The organism is Streptomyces sp. AC627_RSS907, from assembly GCF_019049165.1.
On the sequence record NZ_JAGMUE010000825.1, the window covers coordinates 1 to 1,073 of the forward strand.

Here is a 1,073-nt window from a genome sequence, read left to right on the forward strand (position 1 = left end):
GCCTCGGTGGGCCGCCCCCACCCGGTCGTACGGGCGGGGGCGGGGGCGGCGGCACGGCCAAGCGGTCACGGCGCGAAGTCCTCGCCCATGACCGGCCGGATCTCGATCGGCTCGCCCAACGCCCGTACGATCCGGGCGGCGATCTCCGTGGCCCGCTCCCGGTCGGCGACGTCGATGACGGCGAAGCTGGCCAGCACCTCCTTCAGCTCGGCGAACGGCCCGTCGGTCGCCACCACACCCTCGGGCGTGGGGCGCACCGTCGTGCTCACCGCCGGGTGGCCCAGCCCCTCGGTGCTGACCAGTTCGCCGGAGGCGATCAGCTCCTTCTCGAACTCCTGGTACACCGCGAAGGCGGCCAGCGCCTCCTCGGTCGGAGCGTCGGCGGTCGCCGCGTCCCACGCGTCGGCCGGTGTGTAACCCAACAGCAGGTACTTCACGGGGCACTCCCTGGTCTCGGTTCGACGATGTTAGGTCCGGTCGCCCGGGTGCTGAGGGCGACCGCGACGGGGCCGGCTCGGCCCCCGCCCGCAACCTCGTAGCCGTGGACCCACCTTCGACACCCGCGCCGTATGACGTGGATCACATCGAAAGCCTGTCGAGAACCCGGTCCCGGCCACGAGGTAGCGGTCGAGTAACCCACCAAGAGGGAGAGCCCGATGTCCAAGACCGTCACGACCACGACCGAGACCACCGACGCCACCGCCGTCACCGCCACGACCGAGACCACCCACGCGGACCAGCCGCCCGCCGAGCCGACCGCCGAACTCCGCGCCCTCGCACCGCTGGTCGGCACCTGGAAGGTGACCGGCGGCGTGGAGGGGACCGTCCGCTACGAGTGGCTGACCGGCGGGTTCTTCCTCGTCCAGCACGTGGACCTGGTCCAGTTCGGCGAGCCGGTCACCGGCATGGAGGTCATCGGCAACCTCCGCCCCTACGGCGAGCCGACCGGCGCGGACGTGGCCTCCCGCTACTACGACTCGCAGGGCAACACCTTCGACTACGTCTACGAACTCACCGGCGACCAGCTCACCATCTGGGCCGGCGCCAAGGGCAGCCCCGCCTACTTCCGGGTC

The 1,073-nt window shown here is 71.7% G+C and carries 2 protein-coding genes; one reads left to right on the forward strand and one right to left on the reverse strand.

Annotated features, from left to right (window positions below):
• Nucleotides 1-65 precede the first annotated feature (65 nt).
• The gene (locus KUM32_RS38850; protein ID WP_176164258.1) at nucleotides 66-437 is read right to left on the reverse strand and encodes a YciI family protein; all 372 of its coding nucleotides are present in this window, start codon (nucleotides 435-437) and stop codon (nucleotides 66-68) included.
• 219 nt (nucleotides 438-656) lie between these two features.
• Here KUM32_RS38850 and KUM32_RS38855 point away from each other — a divergent pair.
• Nucleotides 657-1,073: hypothetical protein (locus tag KUM32_RS38855; protein ID WP_254406726.1), on the forward strand; the 417-nt coding region annotated here is incomplete at its 3' end.